This window comes from Allobosea sp. OAE752 (assembly GCF_050433265.1).
Lineage (GTDB): Bacteria > Pseudomonadota > Alphaproteobacteria > Rhizobiales > Beijerinckiaceae > Allobosea > Allobosea spartocytisi.
Genome location: NZ_JBNPXO010000001.1, coordinates 826055 through 846438 on the forward strand (window position 1 = coordinate 826055; position 20384 = coordinate 846438).

General features: G+C 68.5%; 18 protein-coding genes. 8 read left to right on the plus strand and 10 right to left on the minus strand.

Annotation, left to right across the window (positions count from 1 at the left end):
* The first annotated feature begins 80 nt into the window (after positions 1-80).
* Positions 81-1184, plus strand: coding sequence for an NAD(P)/FAD-dependent oxidoreductase (locus tag GGC47_RS03855; RefSeq protein ID WP_429066939.1), 1104 nt, complete (start codon positions 81-83; stop codon positions 1182-1184).
* 151 nt (positions 1185-1335) lie between these two features.
* On the opposite strand, the gene eda is transcribed toward GGC47_RS03855, so the two are convergent.
* From eda to zwf, 3 genes are read right to left on the minus strand one after another with little or no spacing between them, the layout of a single operon-like run.
* Entirely contained in the window at positions 1336-1980 is a 645-nt protein-coding gene (gene eda, locus GGC47_RS03860; RefSeq protein ID WP_142020060.1) for a bifunctional 4-hydroxy-2-oxoglutarate aldolase/2-dehydro-3-deoxy-phosphogluconate aldolase, read from the minus strand.
* Positions 1981-2020: 40 nt separating this feature from the next.
* Positions 2021-2707 (minus strand): 6-phosphogluconolactonase, encoded by a 687-nt coding sequence (gene pgl, locus GGC47_RS03865; protein WP_142020058.1) that lies wholly within the window; start codon positions 2705-2707, stop codon positions 2021-2023.
* A complete protein-coding gene (gene zwf / locus GGC47_RS03870; RefSeq protein ID WP_112762972.1) occupies positions 2707-4209 on the minus strand; it encodes a glucose-6-phosphate dehydrogenase in 1503 nt (500 codons plus the stop codon). Before zwf ends, pgl begins: the two co-directional genes overlap by 1 nt.
* Positions 4210-4468: 259 nt before the next feature.
* On the opposite strand from zwf, the gene GGC47_RS03875 reads away from it, so the two are divergent.
* The 3 genes from GGC47_RS03875 (at position 4469) to GGC47_RS03885 (ending at position 11332) form a co-directional block, all read left to right on the plus strand.
* The gene (locus GGC47_RS03875; RefSeq protein ID WP_142020056.1) at positions 4469-7867 is read left to right on the plus strand and encodes a transglutaminase family protein; all 3399 of its coding nucleotides are present in this window, start codon (positions 4469-4471) and stop codon (positions 7865-7867) included.
* A 76-nt stretch (positions 7868-7943) separates the two neighbouring features.
* Complete coding sequence (locus GGC47_RS03880) at positions 7944-10457, plus strand: circularly permuted type 2 ATP-grasp protein (RefSeq protein WP_185747773.1); 2514 nt, start codon at positions 7944-7946, stop codon at positions 10455-10457.
* Positions 10454-11332, plus strand: coding sequence for a transglutaminase family protein (locus GGC47_RS03885; protein WP_038360801.1), 879 nt, complete (start codon positions 10454-10456; stop codon positions 11330-11332). The genes GGC47_RS03880 and GGC47_RS03885 overlap by 4 nt, the downstream gene beginning before the upstream one ends.
* A gap of 7 nt (positions 11333-11339) precedes the next feature.
* Here GGC47_RS03885 and GGC47_RS03890 read toward each other — a convergent pair whose 3' ends face one another.
* Complete coding sequence (locus GGC47_RS03890) at positions 11340-11708, minus strand: winged helix-turn-helix transcriptional regulator (RefSeq protein ID WP_038360799.1); 369 nt, start codon at positions 11706-11708, stop codon at positions 11340-11342.
* A gap of 99 nt (positions 11709-11807) precedes the next feature.
* On the opposite strand from GGC47_RS03890, the gene GGC47_RS03895 reads away from it, so the two are divergent.
* Entirely contained in the window at positions 11808-12821 is a 1014-nt protein-coding gene (locus tag GGC47_RS03895; RefSeq protein WP_142020054.1) for a zinc-binding alcohol dehydrogenase family protein, read from the plus strand.
* Positions 12822-12934: 113 nt separating this feature from the next.
* Complete coding sequence (locus GGC47_RS03900) at positions 12935-14158, plus strand: MFS transporter (RefSeq protein ID WP_113254152.1); 1224 nt, start codon at positions 12935-12937, stop codon at positions 14156-14158.
* Between the two features lie 52 nt (positions 14159-14210).
* Here the strand turns inward: GGC47_RS03900 and GGC47_RS03905 are convergent, their stop codons facing one another.
* The gene (locus tag GGC47_RS03905) at positions 14211-15656 is read right to left on the minus strand and encodes an aldehyde dehydrogenase family protein (protein WP_429066947.1); all 1446 of its coding nucleotides are present in this window, start codon (positions 15654-15656) and stop codon (positions 14211-14213) included.
* Positions 15657-15781: 125 nt separating this feature from the next.
* On the minus strand, positions 15782-15934 hold the full coding sequence (locus GGC47_RS03910) for a hypothetical protein (RefSeq protein ID WP_166652960.1): 153 nt from the start codon (positions 15932-15934) through the stop codon (positions 15782-15784).
* Between the two features lie 149 nt (positions 15935-16083).
* Between GGC47_RS03910 and GGC47_RS03915 the strand changes: the two genes are divergently transcribed.
* On the plus strand, positions 16084-16572 hold the full coding sequence (locus tag GGC47_RS03915; protein ID WP_038360790.1) for a pyridoxamine 5'-phosphate oxidase family protein: 489 nt from the start codon (positions 16084-16086) through the stop codon (positions 16570-16572).
* Between the two features lie 32 nt (positions 16573-16604).
* On the opposite strand, the gene GGC47_RS03920 is transcribed toward GGC47_RS03915, so the two are convergent.
* From GGC47_RS03920 to GGC47_RS03935, 4 genes are all read right to left on the minus strand, one after another.
* Positions 16605-17288: a phosphatase PAP2 family protein gene (locus tag GGC47_RS03920; RefSeq protein WP_429066949.1), complete on the minus strand. Its 684-nt coding sequence runs from the start codon at positions 17286-17288 to the stop codon at positions 16605-16607.
* A 50-nt stretch (positions 17289-17338) separates the two neighbouring features.
* Complete coding sequence (locus GGC47_RS03925; protein WP_162737907.1) at positions 17339-18268, minus strand: diacylglycerol/lipid kinase family protein; 930 nt, start codon at positions 18266-18268, stop codon at positions 17339-17341.
* A 61-nt stretch (positions 18269-18329) separates the two neighbouring features.
* Positions 18330-19217 carry a transglutaminase-like domain-containing protein gene (locus GGC47_RS03930; RefSeq protein ID WP_051987836.1) on the minus strand — a complete coding sequence of 296 codons (888 nt, stop codon included), beginning with the start codon at positions 19215-19217 and terminating at the stop codon, positions 18330-18332.
* 225 nt (positions 19218-19442) lie between these two features.
* On the minus strand, positions 19443-19820 hold the full coding sequence (locus GGC47_RS03935) for a PRC-barrel domain-containing protein (protein ID WP_081925263.1): 378 nt from the start codon (positions 19818-19820) through the stop codon (positions 19443-19445).
* 296 nt (positions 19821-20116) lie between these two features.
* Between GGC47_RS03935 and GGC47_RS03940 the strand changes: the two genes are divergently transcribed.
* The gene (locus GGC47_RS03940) at positions 20117-20383 is read left to right on the plus strand and encodes a glycine zipper domain-containing protein (protein ID WP_038360784.1); all 267 of its coding nucleotides are present in this window, start codon (positions 20117-20119) and stop codon (positions 20381-20383) included.
* Position 20384 lies beyond the last annotated feature (1 nt).

The following is a 20384-nucleotide window of genomic DNA, read 5'->3' on the forward strand; positions in this document are numbered from 1 at the left end:
CGCAGCGAAGTCGGCTTTCGCCGATTTCGGCACCCAAAACTGCCCATCTCGGACGCGCCGAGATGGGCCGGAGAAGCGGTATGAGCGATATCGATTGCCTGGTTGTCGGGGCCGGCGTCGTCGGCCTCGCGGTGGCCCGCGAGCTTGCGCTCGGCGGTCGCGAGGTCGTCATCGCCGAGGCGGCCGAGGGCATCGGCACCCAGACCTCGGCGCGCAATTCCGAGGTCATCCATGCCGGGCTCTATTATCCGCCCGGCTCGCTGAAGGCCCGCGTCTGCGTGGAAGGCCGCAAGAAGCTCTACGCCTATCTCGAAGGGCGCGGCCTGCCGCACAAGGCCTGCGGCAAGCTGATCGTCGCGACCTCCGAAAGCCAGAAGCCGGCGCTGGAGACGATCATGGCGCGCGCGAAAGCCTCAGGCGTCGACACGCTGCGCTGGCTCAGCGGTGCTGAGGCGAAGGCGCTGGAGCCGGAGGTGCGTTGCGAGATCGCCCTGCTCTCGCCGGAGACCGGCGTCGTCGACAGCCATGCGCTGATGCTGTCACTGCTCGGCGAATGCGAGGCGGCCGGCGGTTCGCTCGCGCTCAACACGCCGATCACGGGGTGGCGGCGCGAGGCGAGCGGCTTCAGCGTCGATTTCGGCGGGGCGGAGCCTGCGACCTATACGGTGCGAACCGTGATCAACTCGGCCGGCCACGGCGCGCCGAAGCTCATCGGCATGCTCGCGGGCTTTCCGGCCGAGCATGTGCCGGTGCAGCACTATGCCAAGGGCAACTACTTCGCCCTGACCGGCAAGCAGCCCTTCACGCATCTGGTCTATCCGGTGCCGGAAGCAGCGGGCCTGGGCATCCACGCCACCATCGACATGGGCGGACGGGTGAAGTTCGGCCCCGATGTCGAATGGGTCGAAAGCGACCAGGACCTGGTCGTCGATCCCGGTCGCGGAGATAAGTTCTACACCGCGATCCGAACCTATTGGCCGGCACTGCCGGCCGGGGCGCTGGTTGCCGATTATGCCGGCATCCGGCCCAAGCTCCACGGACCGACCGAGCCGATGCCGGATTTCCGCATCGACGGGCCGGAGGTGCATGGCGTAGCGGAGCTGGTCAATCTGCTCGGCATCGAGAGCCCGGGGCTGACGAGCTCTCTCGCGATTGCGGAGATCGTGCGGGAGAAGCTGCGGTAACCTCGTCCCCCGCGTCCTTCTCCCCTCGGGGGAGCAGGTGGCAGCGCGAAGCGCTGACGGATGAGGGAATGCAGGCGCCGAACCGCCCTCATCCGCCTGCCGGCTCCTTCTCCCCCAAGGGGAGAAGGGCGCAGGGGAACGCGGGCGCGCCCTACCCCCTGAACTTGAGGAACGCTTCCTTCGCCTCGCGCGCCAGCGTCTCGATCCGCTTCCAGTCCCCCGCAGCGATGGCATCGGCCGGGACGAGCCAGGAGCCGCCGACGCAGATGACCTGCGGCAAGGCCAGATAATCGCCGAGGTTCTTCAGGCCGACACCACCGGTGGGGCAGAAGCTCATCTGCGGGAAGGGGCCGGAGAGAGCCTTGAGCGCCGGCGGGCCGCCGGCCTGCTCGGCCGGGAAGAATTTCGCGGTGGTGCGGCCGGCCGCGACGGCGCGCATGCAGTCGGAGGCCGTGGCGACGCCCGGCAGCCAGGGCAAACCAGCCTTGCGCAGGGCCTCGTCGACGCTCTCGCTGAAGCCGGGGCTGACGACGGCCTGCGCGCCGGCATCCTTCACCTGCGAAACCTGGGCGGGGGTCACGACCGTGCCGGCGACGGCAAGCGCCTTCGGCACCGATCTGGCGATGGCGGCGAGCGCCTCGATCGCGGCGGGACGGCGCAGCGTGACCTCGACGACATCGATGCCGCCGGCGACCAGCGCATGGGCGAGATCGACGGCGCGCCCCGCATCCTCGATCACGACGACGGGGATGACCCCGCAGCTCTTCAGCCGGGCAATCGCGGCAGCTTCGTCCATGGTCTCATCTTTCAATCGATTTGGAGGCGGCGGATGGGCTCTACTCCTTCGCCCAATAGACGTCGAGCCCTTGCGGGCGGCCGAGCAGCATGTCCACCGGCAGCGGCGCGGCGCGGGTTCCGGCATCCTTCAGCACCGCCTCCTTGGCGGCGCCGGAGACGAGCAGGCTCACCCAGCCGGCCTCGATCAGGCGCTTGGGCGAGAGCGAGAGCCGCGGCGGCAGGCCCGGCGGTCGCGCCACGACGATGCCGCTGTCGGGCACGGCGTTGAAGATCGCCTCCCCGCCCGGAAAGAGCGAGGCGATGTGGCCGTCCGGCCCCATGCCGCTGACGACGAGATCGAGCGGCGGCAATTCGGCGAGCTCGGCGCAGAGCAGCGCGGCGGCGGCCTCGATGTCGCTGCCATGGCCGTGAAAGGACAGGAAGCGGACACGGCCCTGCGTGAGCGGAGCGAATTGCTCGCGCAGCATCCGTTCGTTGGAAGCCGCGTCGTCAGCCGCGACGAAGCGCTCGTCGGTCGGCAGCAGCGTGACCTTCTCCCAGGGCAGATCCTGCCGGCCGAGCGCCGCGAGGAAGCGCGCCGGCGTGGTGCCGCCGGGCACGACCAGCGAGGCATGCTCCTTCCCGGCGAGCAATTCCTTCAGCCGGACCGCAACCGCCTCCGCCAGCGCCTCGGAGGCGTCGGCCAAGGCGGCGAAGCGATGCCAGGCGACGGGCCCCGCCGCCATCAGACGAGATCCGGATCGGCCCAGGAACGGCCATCGCGCTCGATCAGCCCGATCGCCTGCGACGGCCCCCAGGAGCCGGCGGCATAGCGATGCGGATGCGGGCTGTAGTCCTGCCAGCCGGCGATGATCGGATCGACCCAGCTCCAGGCCTGCTCGACCTCGTCGCGATGCATGAACAAGGTCTGGTCGCCGCGGATGACATCGGTCAGCAGGCGCTCATAGGCATCGGGCGTGCGCTCGTCGAAGGCGGTGGAGTAGCGCAGGTCGAGCTGGCGCGGCACGATCTTGAGCCGACCGGAGCCCGGCACCTTCATCATCAGCTGGAGCTGGACGCCGTCATTCGGCTGCAGGCGGATGAACAGGCGGTTGGCGTCGAGCCGGTCGCAAGTGCCGTTGCCGAAGATCGAATGCGGCACCGGCTTGAAGGTGACGGCGATCTCGGAATAGCGCTGCGCCATGCGCTTGCCCGTGCGCAGATAGATCGGCACGCCGGCCCAGCGCCAGTTGTCGACCTCGCAGCGGATGGCGACGAAGGTCTCGGTGTTGGAGGCGTGGCCGAGCTCCTCGGCATAGCCCCTGACACGCTGGCCGTCGATCTGGCCCGGCCCGTACTGGCCGCGCACGGTGAAGCGCTGGACATCGGGGCCGACGATGGGCCTGAGCGCCTTCAGCACCTTGATCTTCTCGTCGCGGACCGCGCCGGCCTCGAGCATGTTCGGCGGCTCGATGGCGAAGAGGGTCAGCAACTGCATGAGATGGTTCTGCACCATGTCGCGCATATGCCCGGCCTTGTCGTAATAGCCGGCGCGGCTTTCGAGACCGACGGTCTCGGCCACGGTGATCTGGACATGGTCGATGTCGCGGCTCGACCATGACCGCTCGAACAGGGTGTTGGCAAAGCGCAGGACGAGCAGGTTCTGCACCGTCTCCTTGCCGAGATAATGGTCGATCCGGTAGGTCCGGCTTTCCGGCAGGATGCGCGCGACGGCGTCGTTGATCTGGCGGGCCGAGGCGAGGTCGCGGCCGAGCGGCTTCTCCAGGATGACGCGCGAGGTCGGCGTCAGGATATGGGCCTTGGCGAGGTTCTCGCAGATCGGGATGAAGAGGTCCGGCGGCGTCGAGAGATAGAAGGACCGCACGCGCTCGCTGTCGCCCAGCGCGGTCTTCAGCGCCTTGTAGGTCTCCGGCTTCAGCGCATCGAGCAGCACCATGGTGAGCCTGCGCAGGAACGTCGCGACCTGATCCTTCGGAATGCCTTCCTCATGGAGCCGCTGGGCGATCTGCTTGGGCAGGCCCTCGACGTCCTCCTCCTTGCGGACGACGGCGAGGATGCGGCTGTCCTCCGGCAGCACGCCTTCGCGGTTGCGCTGGGCCAGCGCCGGAAAGAGCTTGCGCAGCGCCAGATCGCCGCCGGCACCGAAGATCACCAGATCGAAGGGCGGAACCGGCGTGCGCTCGGGAATGGTCTCGGGGCGAAGCCCCTGATCGGCAATGGCGTCCATGACACTCGAAACTCCGTACGGCTCACCAGATTCGATTAGCCGATCGCTGCGACCAGAGTGAGACGGTTCGGAGCGCTTGCAAAGGGGAAACAGCGGGCAGCGGCCATGCCATGCCGCCGGCCTGCAACAGCCCAAGCCTTGGGCAACCGCTCGCCGCCCTGCCGTTTCCACGGGCAGGATGGCGCTTTGCGCTGGGGACAAGCGCCGTTAACCTGAATCTGCGGCGGTCTGTCCGCGGACGACTAGCAGGTGCCGAGCCTTGGCCATCATCGCCGCGCTGAATCACGTCACCCATTACAGCTATGATCGCCCGGTCACGCTCGGGCCGCAGATCATCCGGCTGAGACCGGCGCCGCATTGCCGGGCGGCGATCAAGAGCTATTCGCTCAAGGTGACGCCGGCGCAGCATTTCGTGAACTGGCAGCAGGACCCGGCCGGCAACTGGCTTGCGCGCTTCGTCTTTCCGGAGCCGGTCAGCGAATTCCGCATCGAGGTCGACGTCGTCACCGAGCTTTCGGTGATCAATCCCTTCGATTTCTTCGTCGAGACCGAGGCCGAGACCTTCCCCTTCTCCTATGCGCCGGAGCTGCGCGACGAGCTCGCGCCCTATCTGGCGACGGAGCCGGCCGGACCGCTTCTGGAAGCCTTCCTTGCCGCGCTGCCGAGGGAACCTACCAACACCGTCAATTTCGTCGTCGATCTCAATGCGCGGCTGCAGGGGATGATCACCTACGGCATCCGCATGGAGCCGGGCGTGCAGGAGCCCGAGCATACGCTGTCGATCGGCTCCGGCTCCTGCCGCGACACGAGCTGGCTCTTGGTCCAGGCATTGCGGCATCTCGGCCTCGCGGCGCGCTTCGTCTCCGGCTACCTGATCCAGATGAAGGCCGATATCGACCCGCTGGAAGGGCCGCGCGGCACCGACAAGGACTTCACCGACCTGCATGCCTGGGCCGAGGTCTATATTCCCGGCGCGGGCTGGATCGGGCTCGACCCGACCTCGGGCCTGCTCACCGGCGAGGGCCATCTGCCGCTGGCGGCGACCGCGCATTACCGCTCGGCCGCGCCGGTCTCCGGCGTGGCGAGCTATGCCGAGACCACCTTCGACTTCCAGATGAGCGTGGCGCGGGTGCACGAAGTGCCGCGCATCACCCTGCCCTTCTCCGACGAATCCTGGCAGGCGCTCGATGCCCTCGGCGAGACCGTCGAGGCCGATCTCAAGGCGCAGGATGTGCGGCTCACCATGGGCGGCGAGCCGACCTTCGTCTCGATCGACGACCAGACCGGGGCGGAATGGAACATCGCGGCGGTCGGGCCGACCAAGCGCGAGCGCGCCGATGTCTTGATCCGCCGCTTGCGCGAACGCTTCGCGCCGGGCGGGATGCTGCATTACGGACAGGGCAAATGGTATCCGGGCGAGAGCCTGCCGCGCTGGGCCTTCGCGCTCTACTGGCGCCGGGACGGCGAGCCGATCTGGCGCAATGCCGCGTTGATCGCCCGCGAGCCCGGCGCAAAGACCGGCGGCGATCGCGAGCTGGAGGCGGGCGCGACGATCCAGGACGCGGAGTCGCTGGCGCGCGGATTGTCCGAAAAGCTCGGCCTCGGAGCCGATTACGTCCTCCCCGCCTATGAGGATACCGGCCACTGGCTGCTCAAGGAGGCGCAGCTTCCCGACAATGTCGACCCGCTCGATTCCCGCCTCGCCGACCCGGAGGAGCGGGCGCGGATGGCGCAGGTTTTCCAGCTAGGCCTCGGCCATCCCCGCGGCTTCGTCATCCCGGTTCAGCGCTGGCAGGCGGCGGCGAATGACCGGCGCTGGCGCTCGGAGAAATGGCGGCTGCGGCGCGGCAAGCTCTTCCTCGTGCCCGGCGATTCGCCGGTCGGCTACCGGCTGCCGCTCGGCTCCCTGCCCGACATCCCCAAGGCCGAATATCCGCATATCCATCCGCAGGACCCGATGGAGCCGCGCGGTCCGCTGCCGCCGGCCGGCAGCTCGCAGGCCGCTCCGGCGCCCGGCGCCGGAACGCCGCCATCGCCGGCGGCTCCGACCAGCTTCGGCGCACCTCCCCCGCAAATGGCGGTTTCTGCCGATCCAGGCGGCACGAGCACGGCCCAGCAGCGTACCGAGCAGGAGATTGGCGGCGAGCATGTCCGCACCGCGCTCAGCCTCGAGATCCGCGACAATGTGCTCTGCGTCTTCCTGCCGCCGGTCGAGCGGCTGGAAGATTATCTCGACCTCGTCGCCTCGGTGGAGGCCACGGCCGAGGAAACCGGCCTGCCTGTCCATATCGAGGGCTATGCCCCGCCCTCCGATCCGCGCCTCGACGTCATCAAGGTCACGCCCGATCCCGGCGTGATCGAGGTCAACATCCATCCGGCGACGGACTGGCGCGAGGCGGTGGCGATCACGCAGGGCGTCTATGAGGAGGCGCGGCTGTCGCGGCTCTGCGCCGAGAAGTTCATGGTCGACGGGCGCCATACCGGAACCGGCGGCGGCAACCATGTCGTGCTCGGCGGCGTGACGCCGGCCGATTCACCCTTCCTGCGCCGGCCGGACCTGCTCAAGAGCATCGTGCTCTACTGGAACCGGCATCCGTCCCTCTCCTATCTGTTCTCCGGTCTGTTCATCGGCCCGACCAGCCAGGCCCCGCGCATCGACGAAGCCCGGCAGGACCAGCTCTACGAGCTGGAGATCGCCATGGCGCAGGTGCCGAAGCCCGGCGAGGCGCCGATCCCGCTCTGGCTGGTCGACCGCTTGTTCCGCAACCTTCTGGTCGACGTCTCCGGCAACACGCACCGCACCGAGATCTGCATCGACAAGCTCTATTCGCCGGACGGGCCGACCGGCCGCCTGGGGCTGCTGGAGTTCCGCGGCTTCGAGATGCCGCCGGATTCGCGGATGTCGCTGGCACAGCAACTGCTGCTGAGGGCCCTGATCGCCTGGTTCTGGCGCGAGCCGCAAGGCGGCAAGCTGGTGCGCTGGGGCACCGCGCTGCATGACCGCTTCATGCTGCCGGAGCTGGTCTGGCAGGATTTTCGCGATGTGCTCGCCGATCTCGACCGCGCCGGCTATCCCTTCGATCCCGTCTGGTTCGAGGCGCAGGCCGAGTTCCGCTTTCCCTTCTTCGGCAAGGTCGAGCATGGCGGCGTCGAGATCGAGATCCGGCAGGCGCTCGAGCCCTGGCATGTGCTCGGCGAGGAGGGCGCGGCCGGCGGCACGGTGCGCTATGTCGACTCGTCGGTCGAGCGGCTGCAGGTCAAGGCGAAGGGCTTCGTGCCCGGGCGGCATCTCGTCACCTGCAATGGAAGGCGCCTGCCGATGACGGAGACGGGAACCTCCGGCGAGGCGATCGCGGCGGTGCGGTTCAAGGCGTGGCAGCCGGCCTCCGGCCTGCATCCGGCGCTTCCCGTGAATGCGCCGCTGACCTTCGACATCGTCGACACCTGGGTCGGGCGCTCGCTCGGGGGCTGCGTCTACCATGTCGCCCATCCCGGCGGTCGCAATTACGAGACACCGCCTGTGAATTCCTACGAGGCGGAGGCAAGACGGCTCGCGCGTTTCGAGGCGATCGGTCATAGTCCCGGCACTCTGGCGATTCCGCCGGAGGAACGCAGCGCCGAATTTCCGCTCACGCTGGATCTGAGGCGCCCGCTTTGATTTGCGCGGTTTCTCGTCGTTCGGCTGAGTCCGGCCGAGCGAATGGCGCGCCGGCAGGGGTCTAGAGCTTTTGGCAGTGCAGGGCCGCATCCGGTCTGGACGCACCAAGGCGGAGCGGCGCGCGGCGCTGCTTGCCGGCTATCGCCCCCTGCCCGGCGCCCGTGACGAGTTCGTCGACGCCGAGGGCGCCGTCCGGCCGCATTGGGAGCCCTTCCTGCAGGAATGGTGCGCGCTGTCGCAGGACGAGCTGCTGCAACGCTTCGGCCTGGCCGACCGGCATGTCCACGACACCGGCGTCTCCTATCGCGTCCATGGCGACATCGACGAACGCGACCCGAGCGCGGGCGAGCGCCCCTGGCCGCTGAGCCATGTGCCGCTCGTCATCCCCGGCGCGGAATGGCAGACGATCGCCGCCGGCGTGGCGCAGCGGGCGCAACTGCTCTCGACCCTGCTCGACGACATCTACGGGCCGGGCGAGATCGTCGCGAAGGATCTGCTCCCGGCCGCGGTGGTCAGCGGCAGCCCCGATTATCTGCGCCCCCTGCACGGCGCCCCGGGCGGCGGCACGCTGCAGCTCTACGCCGCCGATCTCGGCCGGGGCCCGGACGGGCGCTGGTGGGTGCTGCAGGATCGCGCCCAGGCCCCTTCGGGCACGGGCTATGCGCTGGAAAACCGGCTGGCGCTGACGCGCGCCTTTCCGGACATGTTCCGCAGCATGAACATCGAGCGGCTGGCGGCTTTCTTCCAGAGCTTCCGCGCCGGGCTGGTCGCGCGCTCGAAGCGGATCGAGCCGCGCATCTGCCTGCTGACGCCAGGCCCGCTCAACGAGAGCTATTTCGAACAGGCCTATCTCGCGCGCTATCTCGGCTTCCTCCTGGTGGAGGGCGGCGACCTCCTGATGCGGGAAGGGCGCGTGCATGTGCGCACCATCGCGGGCTTAAAGCGCGCCGATGTGATCTGGCGGCGCATCGACGGCGACTTCGCCGATCCGCTCGAGCTCAACGCGCAATCGGCGCTCGGCGTCGCCGGCCTCGTCGAGGCGGTGCGGGAGGGCAATGTCCATATCGCCAACGGCCTCGGCTCGGGCGTCGTCGAGGCGCGCGCGCTGATGGGCTTCCTGCCGGCGGTGGCGCGCCAGCTCCTCGGCGAGGAGCTGATCCTGCCCAATATCGCGACCTGGTGGTGCGGCCAGCGGCGCGAGCGCGAGGCCGTGCTCGACCGCCTCGACGAGATGAGCATCGCGCCGGCCTTCCGCAGCGCCGGCGGCGGGCTCGACATCGGCCCCGTGCTCGCAGGCGATCTGCCGGCAGCGGAGCGCGAGGCGCTGCGCGCCCGCATCGCCGCACGCGGCATGGATTATGTCGGGCAGGAGATCGTCCGGCTCTCGACCATGCCGGTGTTCCAGAACGGCCGGCTCGAACCGCACCCGATGACGCTGCGCGTCTTCGCCGCCGCGACCCCGGACGGCTGGAAGGTGATGCCCGGCGGCTTCTGCCGGATCTCGGATGAGCCGGATGCGCGCGCCGTCAGCCTGCGCAACGGCGTGCGCTCCAGCGATGTCTGGGTGACGGCCGATGCACCGGTCGAGCCTCTCACGCTGCTGCCGACGCCGGACCGCATCGCCATCCGCCGCATCACCGGCACCTTGCCGAGCCGCGCGGCGGACAATCTGTTCTGGCTCGGACGTTACCTGGAGCGCTGCGAGGCGACCTTGCGCCTCGTGCGCGCACTGCTCGGCCGGCTGATCGATTCCGATCCCGCTCCGGGACGCAGCGGGACCGTGCGCCGGCTGGGTGATCTGCTCGTGGCCTGGGGCTCGGCCCAGCGCGGCCGCAGCCAGAGCCCGGCGACGCAAGCTTATTCGGCGCTCTACAGCCTCGACGATTACGGCTCCGCCGCGGCCTCGGTGCGCGAGGCCCGGCGCACCGCCTCCGTGATCCGCGAGCGGCTCTCGGTCGATGCCTGGCGGCTGTTCGGCGATCTGCAGAGCCAGCTCACGCCGAAGGAAGGGCGCAAGCCCTCGGAGGGCGAGGCCTATGAGATCGCAGACCGCGCCCTGAAGACGCTCGCGGCCTTCTCCGGTCTCAGCCAGGAGAACATGGTGCGCGGAGCGGGCTGGCGCTTCCTCGATATCGGCCGGCGGCTGGAACGCGGCGTCGGCACCTGCCGCTTCGCCCGGCAATTCGCCGAGAACGACGCGTCGGTCGACTCGCTCGACGCCTTGCTCGACCTGACGGATTCGCAGATCACCTACCGCTCGCGCTATCTGCTCGGCGCGAGCCTCCAGCCCGTGCTCGATCTGGTGATGCTCGATCCCTACAATCCGCGCTCGGTCGCCTTCCAGATCGAGCGGCTCGAGGCCGAGATCGCGGATCTGCCCTCCCTGACGGAGGACGGCATGCTGGAGGCGCCGCGCCGGCTCATCCTGCGGCTCGCCGCCGATTGCCGCACCGCCGAGGCCAGCCGGCTCGACCGCACCAGCATCCTGCTGTTCGAGCAGTTGCTGATGGGGATATCCAGCGCCATCGCCGACCGCTACTTCCTCCAGAACAGCGGCCCCGAAGGGTCGCGACTGACAGGCATCGCGTGATCTACGACGTCCGCCACGTCACCACCTACGGCTACAGCCGGCAGGTGCCCTTCGCGCGCTGCATCATGCGGCTGCTGCCGCGCGACGGCTCCGGCCAGAGCGTGCAGAAGAGCGAGCTCTCGGTCATGCCGCGCCCGGCCGAACGCAGCGACGCGGCCTGCTTCTTCGGCAACCGGATGACGACGGTGACGATCACCAAGCCGCATCGCGAGCTGAAGGTCGAGATGCGGGCGCGCCTCTCCGTCGAGCGCTCTGCCCCGCCGCATCCCGGGCTGACGCGCGGCTGGGAGGAGGTCGCAGCGCTGGCGCTCGCCTCCGACAGTCTCGCGCCGGCGTCGCCGACGCATCACATCTATCCCAGCCGGCTGGTGCCCGAGGTCGGCGCCGTCGTCGCCTATGCGCGTACGAGCTTCGGCAAGGGACGGCCGGTGCTGGAAGCGGCGAGCGAATTGATGGCACGGATCCGGCACGACTTCACCTACGACCCCGCCGCAACGGAGGTCTCGACCCCGTTGGCGGAGGCTTTCGCCCAGCGCCACGGCGTCTGCCAGGATTTCGCGCATATCATGATCGCGGGCTTGAGGGGGCTCGGACTGCCCGCGGCCTATGTCAGCGGCTATATCCGCACCATTCCGCCCCCGGGCCAGAAGCGGCTCGAAGGCGCCGATGCCAGCCATGCCTGGGCGCTGCTCTGGTGCGGCCCCGAGACGGGCTGGGTGGGGCTGGACCCGACCAACGACCTGATCGTCGCCGACGACCACATCGTCACAGCCATCGGCCGCGACTATGCCGATGTCGCACCGCTCGACGGGGTGCTGATCGGGCCGGGCTCGCAGAAGATCGGCGTCGCGGTGGACGTGATCCCGGTCGGCTGAAGAGCGCTCAGGCCGCTTCCTCGGACGGGTGAGCCGGCGCCGGCATCCGCGCATGCGCCTCGCCCCAGGCCTTCAGCGCCATGATGACCGGCTCGAGCGTGCGGCCCTTGGCCGAGAGGCTGTATTCGACGCGCGGCGGCACTTGCGGATAGACCACGCGGACGATCAGCCCGTCCGCCTCCAGCTCGCGCAACTGATTGGTCAGCATGCGCTGCGTCGCGCCCGGCATGCGGCGGCGGATTTCGTTGAAGCGCAAGGTGCCGGCCGTGAGCAGGTGATAGAGCGCGATGCCCTTCCACTTGCCGCCGATGAAGCCGAGCGCCGCCTCGACGGGGCAGCCCGGCGAACAGTAAGGCTCCTGGAAACGCGGCGGCATGACGGTATCCTTTTCGACACTATGGGCTGAATTTGTGCGTTCTTGCGCTATTTGCAGGTTAAGCTCATCTGGCCTCCATCGCAACGCAGGAGAGACGCCATGCGCGCCGTCGGATACCGCCAGTCACTGCCCATCACCGCGGAAGACAGCCTGATCGACCTCGACCTGCCGAAGCCGACCGCCGGGGCGCGCGACCTGCTCGTCGCGGTCAAGGCCATCTCGGTCAACCCGGTCGATACCAAGGTGCGGATGCGCAGCCAGCCTGCGGCGGGCGAAAGCGCCGTGCTCGGCTGGGACGCGGCGGGGATCGTCGAGGCGGTCGGCTCCGAGGTCACCGGGTTCAAGCCGGGAGATGCCGTGTTCTATGCCGGCGCGATCAACCGTCCCGGCAGCAACGCCGAATTCCACCTCGTCGACGCGCGCATCGCCGGGCCGAAGCCCGCCTCGCTCGGCTTCGCGGAAGCCGCCGCGCTGCCGCTGACCGCGATCACCGCCTGGGAGATGCTGTTCGACCGGCTGAAGATCCGCGATGCGGTGCCGGGCGCCGCGAACGCGCTTGTGATCGTCGGCGGCGCCGGCGGCGTCGGCTCGATCGCGATCCAGCTCGCGCGCCGGCTGACCGACGTCACGGTGATCGCCACCGCCTCCCGCCCCGAGACGCAAGCCTGGGCCAGGGAACTCGGCGCCCATCATGTCGTCGACCACACCAAGGCGCTGCCGGAGCAAATCGCCGCGCTCGGCCTCGGCGCGCCAGCCTTCGTCTTCTCGACGACGCATACCGACACCCATCTCGCCGGTATCGTCGAGCTGCTGGCACCACAGGGGCGGCTCGGCCTGATCGATGATCCCAAGACGCTCGACGTCACCCTGCTGAAGCGCAAGAGCCTCTCGCTGCATTGGGAGTTCATGTTCACCCGCCCTGTGTTCCAGACGGCCGATATCGCAGAGCAAGGCAGGCTGCTGGCGGAGGTCTCGCGTCTCGTCGACGCCGGCACGATCCGCACGACGCTCGGCGAGCATTTCGGCGCGATCAACGCGGCCAATCTGAAACGGGCTCACGCGCTGATCGAGAGCAACCGCGCGAAGGGCAAGATCGTGCTGGAAGGCTTCTGACGACGCCCTTATCCGACACCCGGCACATCACCTGCGGTTTCCGAAGTCTCGCGACTGGAGTCGCGCGGCAGGGAATGCTAGCGAGCCCCGGTCACGCCGGGGTCCGCTCGTTCATGTTCATCCTGAAACCGCTGGGCGACAAGCGCATCGGCCTGCTCTGGTCTTCGCAGCTCCTCTCCGCCACCGGTGCGGAATTCTACATGGTGGCGGTGATCTGGATCGCCTCCTCGCTGATCGGCCGCGACGCCGGCTATGTCTCGGCGTTGCAATCGGGCGCCCTGCTTTTCGGCAGCCTGTTCGCCGGAGCCCTCACCGATCGCTGGCGGCATGCGACGACGATGGTCGGGGTCAGCCTGTTCCGGGCGGCGCTTCTCCTGCTGCTGGCAGCGGCGAGCGCCTTCGGCTTCATGAGCCTGCCCCTGCTCGCAGTGACCGCGGGCGCCGTCGCGCTCGCCACCTCAGTCTATGACCCCGCCTTGCAGGCGACGCTGCCGATCCTGGCGCCCGGCACCTCGATCCGCCACGCCGTCAACGGGCTGTTCGACGCGACGCGGCGCATGGCGCGTATCCTCGGCCCCAGCCTGATCGCCCTCGTCAACGGCCTCGTGCCGATCGGCCAGTTCTTCGCCATCACGGCCGGCGGGTTCCTGCTCTCGGCGCTCGGCGTCCGGGCCGCCCTGAAGGGGGCGCCGTTGCCCGCGCCACCCGAGACGCGCCGCGGCCTGTCGTCGGTGCTCGACGCGATCATGGGCGGGGCGCGTGCCGTGCGGCATCACCGCCTGATGCATTTCGGCCTCATCGCCGACTTCGTCGGCAACGTCACCTGGTCGATGGGCGTTCTGCTCGGCATGGCGCTTTATCTGCGCATGACGAGCGCCGAGCCGCTGACCGCCTACAGCCTGATGATGACCGCCTATGGCGCCGGCAATCTCGCCGCGAACCTCGTCCTCGCCGGGATCACGCCGAAGCGGCCGCTGCTGTGGCTCGTGATGTCGAAGCTCACCTTCGGGCTGGGCGTGCTGCTGATGCCCTTCGCACCGAATACGGCGGCCTTGATGGCCTGCGCGGCGTTGGCCGCGGTCAACGGCCCGTTCGAAAATCTGGCGCTTCTGCACATCATCCAGCACGATTTCCCGCCGCAGCGGATCGCACAAGTCTACCGCCTGCAGATGTGCGCCGTGTTCGGCGGTTCGCTCATCGGCTATCTCGCCGCGCCGAGCCTGTTCGCCGCCTTCGGCCTCGCGCCCATGATCGCCACGCTCGGCGCCGTCACGCTGGCGACGGGGCTGGTCGGGCTGGCGCTGTCGCGCCTGCTGCACGGGCCCAGGCCGATATGAAAACGGCCCCGTCCGAAGACGGGGCCGTATCGTTCCTGCCTGATGCAGCCGGTCAGGCCAGCGTGTAGGCCGTCTTGACGGTGGTGTAGAACTCCTTGGCGTAGGCACCCTGCTCGCGCGGGCCGTAGCTGGAGCCCTTCCGGCCGCCGAACGGCACGTGATAATCGACGCCCGCGGTCGGCAGGTTGACCATCACCATGCCGGCTTCGCTGTTGCGCTTGAAATGCGTCGCATACTTCAACGAGGTCGTGCAGATGCCCGAGGAGAGGCCGAACTCGGTGTCGTTGGCGACGGCCAGCGCCTCGTCATAGTCCTTGACGCGGACGATGTTGGCGACCGGGCCGAAGACCTCCTCGCGCGAGATGCGCATGGCGTTGGTGGTCTCGGTGAACAGTGCCGGCTGAAGGTAGAAGCCGGGGGTATCGCGCTTCAAGAGCTCGCCGCCGAAGGCGAGCTTGCCGCCCTCGTCCTTGGCGATCTGGATGTATTTCAGGTTCTGGTCGAGCTGGCTCTGGTCGACCACCGGGCCGATATGGGTGCCGGCCTTGAGCGCATCGTCGACACTGAGCCCCTTCAGCCGCTCGATGCAGGCCTCGACGAACCTGTCATGGATGCCGGCCTGGACGATCAGGCGCGAGGACGCGGTGCAGCGCTGGCCGGTGGAGAAGAAGGCGCCGTTCACGGCGACCTCGACGGCGACCTTCAGGTCGGCGTCATCCAGCACGACGAGCGGGTTCTTGCCACCCATCTCGAGCTGGACCTTCTTCATCGGGTTGCCCGCGATGCAGGCGGCCGCGACCTTGCGCCCGGTCGCGACCGAGCCGGTGAAGGAGATGGCGGTGACGTCCTTGTGCTCGAGGAGCGCCTGGCCGACGACCGAGCCGCGGCCCATGACGAGGTTGAGCACGCCCTTGGGCAGGCCGGCGCGCTGGATGATGTCGACCAGCGCCCAGGCCGAGCCCGGCACCAGATCGGCCGGCTTGATGACGACGCAATTGCCCCAGGCGAGCGCAGGCGCGATCTTCCAGGCCGGGATCGCGATCGGGAAGTTCCAGGGCGTGATCATGCCGACGATGCCGAGCGGGTCGCGGGTGATCTCGACGCCGACGCCGGGGCGCACCGACGGGACCATCTCGCCGGAGAGGCGCAGGCATTCACCGGCGAAGAAGGCGAAGACCTGGCCGGCGCGGCCCGCCTCGCCGATGCCCTCGGCCAGCGTCTTGCCCTCCTCCCGCGAGAGCAGCCGGCCGAGCTCGTCCTTGCGGGCGAGGATCTCGTCGGAGGCCTTCTTCAGGATGTCGTAGCGCTCCTGCGGCGTGGTGCGGCTCCAGGCCGGGAAAGCAGCCTTGGCGGCGGCGACGGCGTTGTTCAGATCCTCGACCGAGCCTTGAGCATACTCGCCGACGACGTCGTTGGTGTTCGAGGGGTTGATGTTGCGCGAGGCGTTGACGCCGCCAGCCCATTCGCCGGCGATCAGGTTCTTGAAGGGCGCGTTCATCTGCATCTCTCCCGGGGCAATGAATCCTCGCGGGCGGTGTTAGCGCCTTTGCCCCCGGAAGGCCAATGCCCCCGCGACTGCCTGCCACCCGCCTGCCGCAAGGCGATCGAAAACGGCGCGCCTGCCTACTTCTTCTCGATCGAGAGACCGTTCTTTCCGAGATTGATCTCGACCCCTTCGGGCCGCTTCTTTTCCTGGTAGAGCGAATAGCCGGTCACCGCGAGGGCAGCGACGAGAACGACGACGAGAATGGCGAGCAGATTGCGCGATGCGGGCATATGTTTTCCTGAAACGGGCGGCGGAGGCCGCGGCGCAGGGCAAACCCCTATTGCGGCGCAAAGGTTCCCTCGCGATGGAACGTCGCCCTCCTCCAGGCGTTTCCATCGGCCGCGCGGCATGAGATAGTCGCGTGGTGCAGGAGCGAGCGATGCCGGACACGGAATTGCAGGAGCGGATCTGGGCGGCGCTCGACGCGCACCCGGTCTATATGGTGTCGCTGATCGCGGAGGACGGGCTGAGGACGCGGCCGATGTCGGGCCATCTCGACCGGGAGCATCACCGCCTGCTGTTCATCACGCATCGCCATACCGGGATCATCGGCGAGGCGCTGCGATCGCCTTCGGTCTCGATCGCGATCAGCCATGAGGATCGCAACTTCTACGCGGCCATCGCCTGCTCGGCCTCCGAGTTGCCGAGCCGTGATCTCCTGCGGGAGGTTTGGACACCGATGGCGAGCGCCTGGTTCCCGAACGGCCCGGACGATCCGGACGCCACGCTGCTGGCGCTGACGCCGGTCTCGGCCGAGATCTGGGAGGGGCCGTCCAGCGGCGTGCTGGTGGCCTTCAAGCTCGCGACCGCCAAGATCCTGGGCCGGACACCCGATCTCGGCGTCAACGCCACCATCGACATGCGCTGAACGGAGCTTCCGGACGATCCCGCCGGCGATGGTCAGCCCGGACCGGAGGCCGCCGCCCAGCGGCCGATCCAGGCCGTGGCGACGCTCGACCAGACGACGCCAAGGGACCAGCCGCCGAGCACGTCGGTCGGCCAGTGGACTCCGAGATAGATGCGGCTGAGGCCGATCAGCAGGATCATCACCCAGGCGAGGACAAGGCACAGCAGGGCGATGTCATCGCGCCGCGAGGCGATGCCGACACAACCGGCGATGCTCAGCATCGTCGCGGCCGAGAGGAAGGCGTGGCCGCTGGGGAAGCTCGCCGTGAAGGTCAGCGCGGTGTGGGCGACGATGTCCGGTCTCTCCCGGCCGATCGCGATCTTCAGGCCGTTGCTGACCAGGAGTGCCGTCAACACGCTCAGGACCAGCCCGGCCGCGAGGCGGCGATAACCGCAGAGCCACAGCGCCAGCGCCGCAGCCGTCGTGATGAAGAAGAGCCCGACGAAGCTGCCGAACGCCGTCATGTCCCGCACCGCCTCCTGGAACCAGGCCGGGCCGAGCGGCTGGGCTGGATTGCCCTGCTCGCGAAACAGCAGGATCAGGCTCCGGTCGAAAGCGAAGCTGTGGCCAGACGCGATGAAGCCGGCCAGCGCGACGAAGACCAGGCCGGCGAGGACGGGAACGACCAGCCGCGGACGTAGCGGAGAAGGAATCTGGCCGGGTACGGGGCGGGACATCGGGGCGTCGATTCTCATAAACTCAGGACCGTTGCCTCGTCGCATTGCCTTCACGCAAGCCGGTTGCCCGCCTCGCTCGACAAGGCTCTCGAGGAGCGAGCGGCAATGACGCGAAAGGCCCGCGGCAGCAAGCGGTATGTCAGGGAGCCGGACCGGCGCTCGACCTCGCCGTCGAAGGTGACGTGGCCACGGCGCTTGTCGCGCCGCCGCAGCACCACCTCGTCCCCGGTGAAGGAGGTGAGGTTCCGTGAGGAGCGCCAACGACCGGAGACGACCGAGAGCGCCGCCTTGCTGCGGGAATAGAGGCCGCCGGCATTCAGCACATGGACCTCGAAGATGCCGGCGTCGAGCCGCTCGCGGCGCCATTCCGCGCCGTCGAAGCGATTGACGGTGACCAGCACCGCATCCGCATCGACGACGAGATGCTCGCTGCCGATGCGGATATCGACCGAGATTGGACGGGTGAACAGGATCGAGCGCGTCGCCGCGACGCCGAAGGCAGCGACGCGGCTGAAGGGAAAGCGCCGGCGCGCATATTCGCGCTCGCGCGCCATCAGGCTGAAGAAGCCCAGGCCGGAGATCGAATGAAACAGCCTGTCATTGACCCGGCCGACATCCATCTCGACCGGCTCGCCCTCGCACAGCGCCGCGACCTGCTGCTCCAGCGGGCCCAGCAATCCGAGATCGCGCCCCAGCACATTGACCGTCCCCATCGGCAGGATGCCGACGGGGCAGGCCGCCTGGATCAGGACCGGCAGGACGCGGTTGATCGTGCCGTCGCCCCCGGCGATGACCGGGACGGCGTCGCTGGTTTGGACCGCGAGCGCCAGGGCGTCGTCCAATTCGCGCGGCGCGACGAGCTTGACCTCGGCGGTCGAGCCATGCGCCGCGAAGGCGGCTGTCAGCCGCTCGGAAAAAGCGTGGGCTCCGACTTCGAGGACGGTGCCCGCGCGGGCGTTGACAATCACCGTATGACGCATCGCCCGGTCGAGATGGGGCGCCCGGAGCCGTTCGCAAGGCGCCTCGGACGGGAGCGATGCCTCAGGCCGCGGCAGGGCGGGCATCGAACTGCGGCGGCATCGCCGGCGCGAGCGGCATGGGCAGTTCTTCGATTTCCTCGGTGACGACCTCGAAGCGCTGCACCGTATGCGTGCCGAAGGAACTGATCATCGCCACATCCGTCGCGTCCCGGCCGCGCGCGATCACGATGCGGCCGATGCGCGGCTCATTGTGACGGGCGTCGAAAGTGTGCCAGCGACCGCCGAGGAAGACCTCGAACCAGGCGTTGAAATCCATCGGCGCCGGATTCGCCGGCACGCCGATATCGCCGAGATAGCCGTTGCAGTAGCGGGCTGGGATGTTCATGCAGCGGCACAGGGCGACCGCCAGATGGGCGAAGTCGCGGCAAACCCCGACCCGCTCCTCGAAAGCCTCGGCAGCGGTACGGGTGCTGCGCGCGAAATCGTAGCCGAAGGTCAGGTGGTTGTGGACGAAATCGGTGATCGCCTGCACCCGGGCCCAGCCTGGAGGAACCTGGCCGAACAGGCGCCAGGCCTGATCGCAGAGCCTGTCGGTCTCGCAGTAGCGGCTGCCCAGCAGATAGACGAGAGCCTCGTCCGGCAGCCGCGCCGGCGGCGTCTCCTGCACCGAGGGACTCTGACGGTCGGGCTCGCCGGAATCATGGATGACGCCCTCCGACTCGAGCCGGATGCCACCAGCCGGCGCAACCAGCCGCCGGCAGATGTTTCCGAAGGCGTCCCGATGCTGGCTGACAGCGATCTCGACGGACGGATCGCGCAAGGCCGTCGCCCGCATCTCATCGGGTCGCATCAGGTCATGGCGGCGGGAAGGATGGACATCGAGCAGCGTCATCAGTGGCATGTCGTGCTCGCAGACAAGTTCTATCCGATACCCGTAACGGATCTGCATATCGCTCTCCCGATTGAAGGGCGGCCTGTTGCGGGCCATGCACCGCTGCGGCTCTGCTGACTGAACCCTCTCTGATCAGACGCGGAGCGGGGGTGCCTGGTTCCGGCCCGGCCGGAAAAATACGGTCCCAAAAAAGGAAGATGCGGGCCTTTCGGCCCGCATCCCGCCGCCACGGCGGTTCGGCTGGGGGGATAGCAACCGCCGCGACCTGCGCCTGGGCTGCCTCTACATCATCCAGTAGGGCATCGTGCCGTAGTAATCATGGACACGCTTGCCGTAAGCCTTGTCCTCCCAGTCGGGCTCGCCCTCGCTGTCATACATCGGGGCGGCCTCGAGCTTTTCCTTGGTCAGAGGCACGACATAGCCGCCACGCTGGGGGTCGTAGTCGAGAACGCTCCACGGGATGGGGTGGTACTTCTCGCCGAGCCCCAGAAAGCCGCCGAACGACATGATGGCGTAGGCGACCTTGCCGGTCTGCTTGTCCAGCATGATGTCGTAGATCTCGCCCAGATGATCGCCCGACGTGTTGTAGACATCCGTCCCGGCGACGCGGGCTCCGGCGATCAGCGGATTCGAGCTGGCAGAAACATGGGTCATGGTCATTGTTCACTCCATCCGGTTAGGCCGCACCGCCTGCATTGAAGCGGGGCACGGCTCTCAAGCTCGTTGGGTCAACTCGTCTCCGGGATGAAGGTTCCGCCGATTCCGGGCTCTCCGCGATCGCCTTGGGCGGCCGGCTCGCGGGCACGGGGGCGTTCCTGAAACGGTCTTATTTTGCGCGCCTTTCTCGTGCCGTCTCCCGGTCGATGCCACCAGCGCCGGAACATTTTCGATGCCGGGCCGTTGGGGCTGCGAGCGACAAGCGAACTCGACAATGGGACTCGAGAGGAGGGACTCGAATGAAAAAGCTGATACTGATCGTCGCAATGGGCGCGGCCATTGGAGCGGGCGCCTGCACGCCCCGTGAGCAGAATGCCGGCACGGGCGCGCTGATCGGCGCCGGGGCCGGCGCCATCATCGGCGGCGCGGCGACAGGTCGTGCGGGCGGTGCTCTGGCGGGCGCGGCGATCGGCGGCGCGAGCGGCGCCATCATCGGCGGCGCCGCGACTCCGCAACGCTGCTACGGCCGTGACGAGTGGGGCCGGCGCGTGGTCTACGACTGCTGAT

Excerpts from the sequence above, each read along its gene's own strand:
- eda (WP_142020060.1), bottom strand. The coding sequence starts at position 1,980 with ATGGACGAAGCTGCCGCGATTGCCCGGCTGAAGAGCTGCGGGGTCATC.
- GGC47_RS03920 (WP_429066949.1), bottom strand. The coding sequence starts at position 17,288 with ATGTCCCGCCCCGTACCCGGCCAGATTCCTTCTCCGCTACGTCCGCGG.
- GGC47_RS03855 (WP_429066939.1), top strand. The coding sequence starts at position 81 with ATGAGCGATATCGATTGCCTGGTTGTCGGGGCCGGCGTCGTCGGCCTC.
- GGC47_RS03905 (WP_429066947.1), bottom strand. The coding sequence starts at position 15,656 with ATGAACGCGCCCTTCAAGAACCTGATCGCCGGCGAATGGGCTGGCGGC.
- GGC47_RS03910 (WP_166652960.1), bottom strand. The coding sequence starts at position 15,934 with ATGCCCGCATCGCGCAATCTGCTCGCCATTCTCGTCGTCGTTCTCGTC.
- GGC47_RS03915 (WP_038360790.1), top strand. The coding sequence starts at position 16,084 with ATGCCGGACACGGAATTGCAGGAGCGGATCTGGGCGGCGCTCGACGCG.
- GGC47_RS03890 (WP_038360799.1), bottom strand. The coding sequence starts at position 11,708 with ATGCCGCCGCGTTTCCAGGAGCCTTACTGTTCGCCGGGCTGCCCCGTC.
- GGC47_RS03930 (WP_051987836.1), bottom strand. The coding sequence starts at position 19,217 with ATGCAGATCCGTTACGGGTATCGGATAGAACTTGTCTGCGAGCACGAC.
- GGC47_RS03935 (WP_081925263.1), bottom strand. The coding sequence starts at position 19,820 with ATGACCATGACCCATGTTTCTGCCAGCTCGAATCCGCTGATCGCCGGA.
- zwf (WP_112762972.1), bottom strand. The coding sequence starts at position 4,209 with ATGGACGCCATTGCCGATCAGGGGCTTCGCCCCGAGACCATTCCCGAG.
- pgl (WP_142020058.1), bottom strand. The coding sequence starts at position 2,707 with ATGGCGGCGGGGCCCGTCGCCTGGCATCGCTTCGCCGCCTTGGCCGAC.
- GGC47_RS03925 (WP_162737907.1), bottom strand. The coding sequence starts at position 18,268 with ATGCGTCATACGGTGATTGTCAACGCCCGCGCGGGCACCGTCCTCGAA.
- GGC47_RS03940 (WP_038360784.1), top strand. The coding sequence starts at position 20,117 with ATGAAAAAGCTGATACTGATCGTCGCAATGGGCGCGGCCATTGGAGCG.
- GGC47_RS03895 (WP_142020054.1), top strand. The coding sequence starts at position 11,808 with ATGCGCGCCGTCGGATACCGCCAGTCACTGCCCATCACCGCGGAAGAC.
- GGC47_RS03900 (WP_113254152.1), top strand. The coding sequence starts at position 12,935 with ATGTTCATCCTGAAACCGCTGGGCGACAAGCGCATCGGCCTGCTCTGG.